Raw genomic sequence first — 7864 nt, forward strand, 5'->3', positions numbered from 1 at the left:
TTAATTGGTTGCTTTAACATGATAGGGATATCATGGTAAATAAATATGTTTAGTATAAACTTACCTCTTCTCCCTGCCAGACTTGATTTAGATTGGTTTGTTGACAAATGGGAATTCATTTGTAATTAGATATTTTGATGTCTCCATTTTCATATTGTAAATCATAGCTAGTTGTTGATGTAAAAAGACCTGATTGTGTTTTGTCTACACCTCCCTTACTATTATAAAGTGTACGTTGTTCTGTAATTACAACTACAATTGTGGCATTATTACCACTGGAAACAAAATCATTTACCGTTTGAATTTTTTGTACACCATATACCCAATAAGCTCCATTTCTTTGTAACCAATCTACAGAACTGAGACAATCATCTTCATTATTACTTCTAGCAAGACAAGCGTCAGGATCATCTGTTTTTGTGATAAATTTTGTATAGACTGAACCTGTTAAAAATTGCGCTCCTAATTGTTTATTATAAGGAGGAGAAAATATTTCTCTTTTAGCTTCTAACCATCTTTCTAATAATGCTATAGCTGCTGCTTGTGAAATATAAGAAGTTGTTTCTGGTTGTATGGTTTCTGGAGTAATAGTAGGAGTATTTGAGATATCGGGTGGGGTTGTATTTGTATTTTCTTGGAGAGAATTTTCTGGTTGTGATGTGTTATTACTGGCTGTTTGTTGTTGTGGTTTATTAACCATTCCTAATACCCATAAACCAGCGACTATAAATGTTCCAATTACACCACCAATAATTACAGCTTGTTGCCAAGTTCCTAAACTGTTAGCAGGGGTAACTGGATATTGGGTTTGAAGATGTGGTTGCGAGGTTGGAGGAGACGTGACGGTTGTTGGTGGTACATAAGCTGGTGTTACTGGTGCAGCAATAACTGTAGGTGTAGATGGGGGAAAGGGTACAGTAGGTGCAACAGGATTTGAGATAGTTTGTAAAGCGGTCAACATATCTCTAGAATTGAGATAGCGATCGCGTGGATGATAAGCAATAGCTTTATCCAAAATATCCCCAAAATTAACATTCAAATAGGGTGCAAAATGTCGCCACAAAATATTCCCCGTATTTGGATCTGTTGGTAACTCTTGAGGTACTTTACTTGTTAATAAATAAATTGCTGTTAATCCTAAACTATACAAATCACTAGAAAATACTGGTCTTCCTACTGTTTGTTCCATTGGCATAAATCCCGGTGTACCAATCACAATAGACTGAGTAGGATTTCCCGAAGGACTCATTTCTGTATTCATGGTGACTTTGACAGCACCAAAATCAATTAATACTGGTTTGCTGTCAGCAAAACGTAAAATGATATTATCTGGTTTAATGTCTCGATGGACTATGCCTTTGCTGTGGACATATTCGAGAATTTGCAGGATGTTGATTAAAATTTCTTTAACTATAATTTCATGAAAAACTCCTTGCTGTTTTAATTTTTCGCTTAAAGTTTGACCTTCAATATATTCTTGAACTAAATAAAATTCTCCATCTTCAGAAAAATAAGCATATAACCGGGGGATTTGACTATTGCGATCGCCTAATTCCTCTAAAATAGCCGCTTCTTGCTGAAACCTTTCCTGCACCAGTTGGTATACCTGGGGATTATTCACCACGGGGATGAGTTGTTTTACCACACACCGTTTACTAGAAGGCATTTGGGTATCTTCAGCTAAAAATGTTTTCCCAAATCCCCCACTACCCAGTATCCGCAACACCTGATAACGATTATTTACTAATGTCTGAGTCATAACTGTTTACTTTTGTTTATTTTTTCACTAATTTAGGTAAAATTTTCTTCATTTTTAGATATTATCACCTTTTTATACGTAAAATACCCTCAATGTTTGCTGAAAATACCGTAATTTAAATTACTTTTTATTACAAACCGTCTATGTCATACCAACCAGGACAGCATCCCACAGTTTTAGGTATAGATCCTTACCTAGAATTAAACAATCAAGGTAAGACCTTCCGCTTGAACTTGCGGAAACCACAGCACATTTTAGGACGCGAATCCAATCTTGCTGATTTAGTAGTTCCCCAAGACTGGGAACTAGTTTCTCGTGTGCAAGCTGTGTTACGCAAGGAAGGTACAGAATATCGTATTTATGATGGTGATGGTCAAAAACCTAGTAGTAATAAACTTTATATTAACCATTCCTTGATTACTGCTACTCAAGGTTATTTGTTAACAAATGGTGTGGAAGTACAAATTTCACAAAATCCTCACCAACTGATTCAAATCATATATTTCAATCCTGCAACATCTCAAAGTATTACAACACCTAATAAACAGAGTATTTATTTAAAACAAAAATCTGTTTTAATCGGACGCGACTCAACCGCAAATTTATATTTAGATGCTCCCACAATTTCCCGTCGTCATGCCACTATTGATAGTGATAATCAAGGACGTTATATTTTACAGGATTACAGCACTAACGGGGTTTTTGTTAATGGTCAACAAGTCATCGGAAAAGCCATTTTAACTAATGGTTCAAATATTCGTATTGGACCTTATACTTTAGTTTTGCGTGATGATAATTTAGAAATTTTAGACCAAGGTACTCACATCCGTTTAGAAGCACATGATTTAATTCTGGAAACAAATGGTAAACGCAGAATAGATGATTTATCTTTTGCTATTGAACCAGGACAATTTATAGCTTTGGTGGGAGGAAGTGGTGCTGGTAAATCTACTTTAATGCGGACACTTTTAGGAATTGAAAAAACTACTCAAGGAATAGTTTATTTAAATGGGGAAGATTTACAAAAAAACTTTAATTTGTACCGGAATCAAATTGGTTATGTTCCCCAAGATGATATTATTCATCGAGAATTAAAGGTTGCTGAAGTTCTGACTTATGCTGCAAAGTTGCGTTTACCTCCTGATATTAATTTACCACAAGTTGTAGAACAGGCATTAGCAGCTATAAAAATGAGCCATCGTCGTCATGCTTTAATTAGTGATCTCAGTGGTGGACAAAGAAAACGAGTAAGTATAGGGGTAGAATTATTAGCTGATCCCAGATTATTCTTTTTAGATGAACCAACATCAGGACTTGATCCAGGTTTAGATAAACAGATGATGCAGTTATTAAAAGAGTTAGCGCATCAGGGTGGAAGAACCGTTATTTTAGTAACTCATGCAACCGCAAATATTACAGAATGCGACAGAATTGTATTTTTAGGAATAGGTGGCAAACTTTGTTATTTTGGTACTCCTCAAGACGCTTTACAATTTTTCCAAGTTAGAGATTTTGCGGATATTTATATTAAGTTGGAAGATGAACAAGAGGCAATAAAATGTGTGAATAAATACCGCCAATCTAATTATTATCAAAAATATATAGCTAATCAATTAAATTCAGGAATAAAACCACCATCAATAGCAATACCACCGAAACAAAAGGGAAGTTCATTTTGGCAACAATGGCTGTTATTAACTCAACGTTCTGGTCAATTAATTTTACGAGATAAAATCAATCTTATTTTGGCTCTTTTAACCGCACCTATTGGTATTATTCTCATCACTTTAGCGATGAAAGATAAAACACCTTTTGTATTAGGAGATGAATCAGATCCGGCTTTAGCATCTTTAGCTTTGCGCGTTTTGTTTGTATTTACCTGTGCTGGTTTATGGGTAGGATTTTCTAGTTCTTTGCAAGAAATAGTCAAAGAATCAGCAATTTATTTACGAGAAAGATTAGTAAATTTAGGATTATTTGCTTATCTGGGTTCTAAGATTACTATATTATCAGGTTTAGCCTTAGCACAAACTCTGTTAATTTTAATTGTCATTATTATTGGTTTTAAATCTCCAAGTCCTGAATTAATTGCCTGGAATCTGGGATTATCAATTACTAGCTTTTTGACTTTATTTGCTAGTTTTAGTTTAGGTTTACTGGTTTCGGCAATTGTCAAAAATAGCAGTCAAGCCAATAGTGCTTTACCACTGTTGATTTTACCGCAAATCATCTTTTCAGGAGTGCTGTTTAAAACGGAAGGTGTTGTCAGTAAACTTATATCATGGTTAACAATTAGTCGTTGGTCTGTTGGTGCTTATGGGACAATATTAAACGTAAATGCTTTAGTTCCAGAAGCAATTAAATTACCTGATGGTAGTCTAGTTCCTCAACCTTTTGAACCTACATCTGTTTATGATCCAACTTGGGGAAATTTAAGTTTAAATTGGGGGGTTTTGTTGTTACACGCTACGGTTTATTTGTTGATAACGTTGGGTTTGCAAAAGCGCAAAGATATATTTTAGATAGAAGAAAATATAAAAAAGGGTTTAGCACTGCTAAACCCCTACAGCAAATTGGAAAAACAATTATTTTTAGAAATACCTCAAATTATATCTTTCTTGATATTGATTAATATATTCTGCATTTTGAATTTCTATTTTTGACAGCAAATTAGCAGGAAATTGTTTTGGTGAATATTGCGGATTATACCAAGATTGTTGATTAAAATATTCTTGTAAACCAGGAGTATCAAACCTGCGTCCATGAACAGCAAAAATTGTATTTCTCATAATATCCAATTCATAACCACTTTTACCTGCTAAATCTGCTTCTGTAACTTGTCTTTGAGAAAGCCAGAAATAATTATTAGTATTACTATTTGTAGTATTTACTGGTGATAGATTAGATATTGAAATATGAGAAATTTCTTTGAAATATACTCGATCAGGTGATGTATTTGCGTCTTTACTAGCAAGCGCACAATAAGCATCTGAATTAACTTTTCCATAGGTTTTTAAGAAATTGATACACTGAGTGCGATCGCTAAACCGATTGGCATATACTTCATATAAACGCTTTCCTGATAGATTTGGATAATCTGGTATCCAGAATATTCCTGCTTGAGAATAACCCCTTATCTGTAAATTTTCAACTTGTCTAGTAGCAGTTTGTAAATCTTTAAAGGCGGAATTAGCTACAAAATAAAATGAATTATTAACTACAGATTTGTCCAGTAATGGACGATTAATTTGAATCTGTGTTGAGTCAGTAAATTGAGGTGAGGTATTTTTAGATGATGCTGGTTTTTTATTTTCCTGACTTGCTGATAAAGATTCTAATGGTTTGTTATTTGAAGGAGATGCTAATGTGTTTACGTTATATGCCGATTCAATCGGTGGAGATGATTTATTAATAGCTAAACCAATAATAATAGAAGCACCAAGAAAACTACTAGCAATAACACTAGCTAGAACAATTCCTTTCGCATTATTATTCTGATTAACTGGTTGAGTCGTATTCCCTGGACTAAATGCAACTATATTTTGTGGTTGTGGAGCAATTTTTGTTTGAGCAACTGGTGATTGATTATTAGCTGATGTCGCAGGTAAAGCAACTGACTTCATCTGCAAAGCATCCAACATTTCTCTAGCAGAACTAAAGCGTTCCCGTGGATGATAAGCGATCGCTTTATCAATTACTCCTGCTAAAATAGGATTCATATCACTTGCAAAATGTCGCCAAATTATTTCCGCAGTTTGCGGATCTGTTTCTAATTGTTGAGGTTGTCTACCAGTTAATAAATAGATTGCTGTTAAACCTAAACTATATAAATCACTAGAATAAACAGGTCTTCCTGCTGCTTGTTCACTGGGCATAAATCCCGGTGTACCAATGATAATTGAACTCGTAGGATTTCCTTGAGAATTTAACACCGTTGCCATTGATTCTCGCACTGCACCAAAGTCAATTAAAACTGGTTTATTATCACGCTGACGCAAGATAATGTTATCTGGTTTAATGTCCCGGTGAACTATGTGTTGGGAATGAACATATTCTAAAACAGGTAATATATTCACTAGTAATTCTTCAATTGCACTTTCAGTAAATAATCCCTGCTTTTGCATTTTTGCTGTTAAAGTATCTCCTTCTATCCACTCCTGAACTAAGTAAAATTCTCCTCCATCAGAGAAGTAAGCATATAAAGCCGGAATTTGATCAGATGCGCTACCAAGTGTTTCTAAAATTGCCGCTTCTCTTTGGAATCTCTCTTGTACTATTTGGTAAATCTGAGGATTATTGTGAATCGGTTTTAGCTGTTTTACCACACAGAGACGCTGTGATGGCATATTAGTATCTTGAGCGAGAAAGGTTTCACCAAACCCACCAGATCCCAGGGTGCGAATGACTTGATAACGGTTATTTAGCAGCATTGTTTTTAGGAATATACTTAGTACCCATACTTTCGTTTTTTATTAGTAGACTGACTAGCCCTTGATTCTAAGGTGAAAACCGGAATTTCTTCAAGTTCATCCTCAGTTAAATTATATTGTTCACAAACCAAGCTTAAGCGATTTCCGGTAGTTTTAACAGCATTCACAGAATGGGTTAAATCACCTTGAAAGTAAACCAAGGTGTTAGTTTGGGGTTTAATTTGTCCCACTTGGCGTTTAGGCGATTTTAAAACCAATTCTCCCCCTTCCATATTTTCCGGTACTCGCACATAAAGAACGCTAACAACGTCAGGTGGTTCAATGGTTTTGCAGTAAGAACGCAAAGAACGATCTATATGTGGATCAACACGAGAACCTTCTTTTAACAGTAAGGGATTGAGATAAAAAGCATTACAATTAGACTGAAGTGCTAAATCTAAATAAGGTTTAAAAAAGGGAAATTTTTCTTCAACTGTTGTTAATCCCTGACGTTGAAAAACTACAGAAAATCCTTTGGTATTGATAAAATCGCGGTTGAGGTTGTTGATAGCAAAGTAAGGACTAGATTGGATTTCTCCCCACAAATCATTTAGGTAATTATTAGGTAAAACGTTGGTTTGTAGTTGATAGTATTTCACATTCTGTAAATCACAAGGTTACATAGTATTAATAAATCTAACCCAGATCCCCGACTTCTGAAATCAATTCATCATTTATTTACCAGATTAAAAAAGAAGTCGGGGATCTTTATCACTTCATACATTCTGCAAAATTCGCTCAATCATCTGATTTGCTTGGGAAGCATAACCACCACCAAATAAATTGAAATGATTTAAAATGTGATATAGATTATAAAGAGTTTTCCGTTTTTCATAACCCTCATCTAAAGGAAATATTTCTTGATATCCTTGATAAAAACTTGGCGGAAACCCGCCAAAAAGTTCTGTCATAGCAATATCAACTTCTCGATCACCAAAATAAGTGGCTGGATCAAAAATCACAGGTTCACCATCAATAGTAAATCCTGCATTTCCTCCCCATAAATCTCCGTGTACTAAAGCAGGTTGTATTTGATGATCTGCTAATAATTTGGGAATAGAGGCTATTAATTTATCTTGTAAAGGAAAATGCCCTCCCCGTTGTTTTGCTAATTGAAATTGATAACCTAAACGATGTTGGGTATAAAATTCTATCCAGTCAGATTTCCAAGTATTAATTTGTGGTGTAGAACCAATAGTATTATTCATTTTCCAACCAAAATCTTGGTTACTAATGGTTTTGTGCATTGCTGCTAAATTGCACCCCATTTTTTGCCACGATTTACTATTACCATCAGTCATTTCTAGCCATTCCAAAACTATATAACTGGAATTGCCTGTTGTTCCCCAACATAAAGGTTGAGGAACGCGGATAGTATTTGTTTTATACATTTGTTGCAAACCCAGCATTTCTGCTGCAAACATTTCTGTTTGAGAAGCTTGGTTAAGTTTCACAAAGTAGGTTAATTTGCCATCACTAACTGCATAACCTTGGTTAATACATCCACCACTTACAGATAGATGTTGGTAAGATTGAAATTTCTGGTTAGTTACTTTGCTAATATGGGTATCTATTTCTTGCCAAATCATAGTTTACTATTTGTTAGTTTTGCGGTTTTTATCGTTCCTATAGGGAT

At 34.8% G+C, this 7864-nt stretch carries 5 protein-coding genes; 1 reads left to right on the forward strand and 4 read right to left on the reverse strand.

Features of this window, described 5'->3' with window-relative positions:
* Window positions 1-115: 115 nt before the first annotated feature.
* Entirely contained in the window at window positions 116-1759 is a 1644-nt protein-coding gene (locus VB694_RS08865; RefSeq protein WP_323359944.1) for a protein kinase domain-containing protein, read from the reverse strand.
* Between the two features lie 143 nt (window positions 1760-1902).
* Between VB694_RS08865 and VB694_RS08870 the strand changes: the two genes are divergently transcribed.
* A complete protein-coding gene (locus VB694_RS08870) occupies window positions 1903-4281 on the forward strand; it encodes an ATP-binding cassette domain-containing protein (protein ID WP_323359945.1) in 2379 nt (792 codons plus the stop codon).
* 69 nt (window positions 4282-4350) lie between these two features.
* On the opposite strand, the gene VB694_RS08875 is transcribed toward VB694_RS08870, so the two are convergent.
* The 3 genes from VB694_RS08875 to VB694_RS08885 form a co-directional block, all read right to left on the reverse strand.
* Window positions 4351-6189, reverse strand: coding sequence for a protein kinase domain-containing protein (locus VB694_RS08875; RefSeq protein WP_323359946.1), 1839 nt, complete (start codon window positions 6187-6189; stop codon window positions 4351-4353).
* 17 nt (window positions 6190-6206) lie between these two features.
* Window positions 6207-6827 (reverse strand): 2OG-Fe(II) oxygenase, encoded by a 621-nt coding sequence (locus tag VB694_RS08880; protein WP_323359947.1) that lies wholly within the window; start codon window positions 6825-6827, stop codon window positions 6207-6209.
* A 117-nt stretch (window positions 6828-6944) separates the two neighbouring features.
* Entirely contained in the window at window positions 6945-7817 is an 873-nt protein-coding gene (locus tag VB694_RS08885; RefSeq protein WP_323359948.1) for a fructosamine kinase family protein, read from the reverse strand.
* Between the last annotated feature and the right edge of the window lie 47 nt (window positions 7818-7864).

Origin of the sequence: Anabaena sp. UHCC 0451 (genome assembly GCF_034931405.1) — a bacterium.
Lineage (GTDB): Bacteria > Cyanobacteriota > Cyanobacteriia > Cyanobacteriales > Nostocaceae > RDYJ01.

What these genes read in the sequence shown, in the direction of transcription:
- VB694_RS08865 (WP_323359944.1), bottom strand. Translation starts at nt 1,759, where the DNA reads ATGACTCAGACATTAGTAAATAATCGTTATCAGGTGTTGCGGATACTG.
- VB694_RS08870 (WP_323359945.1), top strand. Translation starts at nt 1,903, where the DNA reads ATGTCATACCAACCAGGACAGCATCCCACAGTTTTAGGTATAGATCCT.
- VB694_RS08875 (WP_323359946.1), bottom strand. Translation starts at nt 6,189, where the DNA reads ATGCTGCTAAATAACCGTTATCAAGTCATTCGCACCCTGGGATCTGGT.
- VB694_RS08885 (WP_323359948.1), bottom strand. Translation starts at nt 7,817, where the DNA reads ATGATTTGGCAAGAAATAGATACCCATATTAGCAAAGTAACTAACCAG.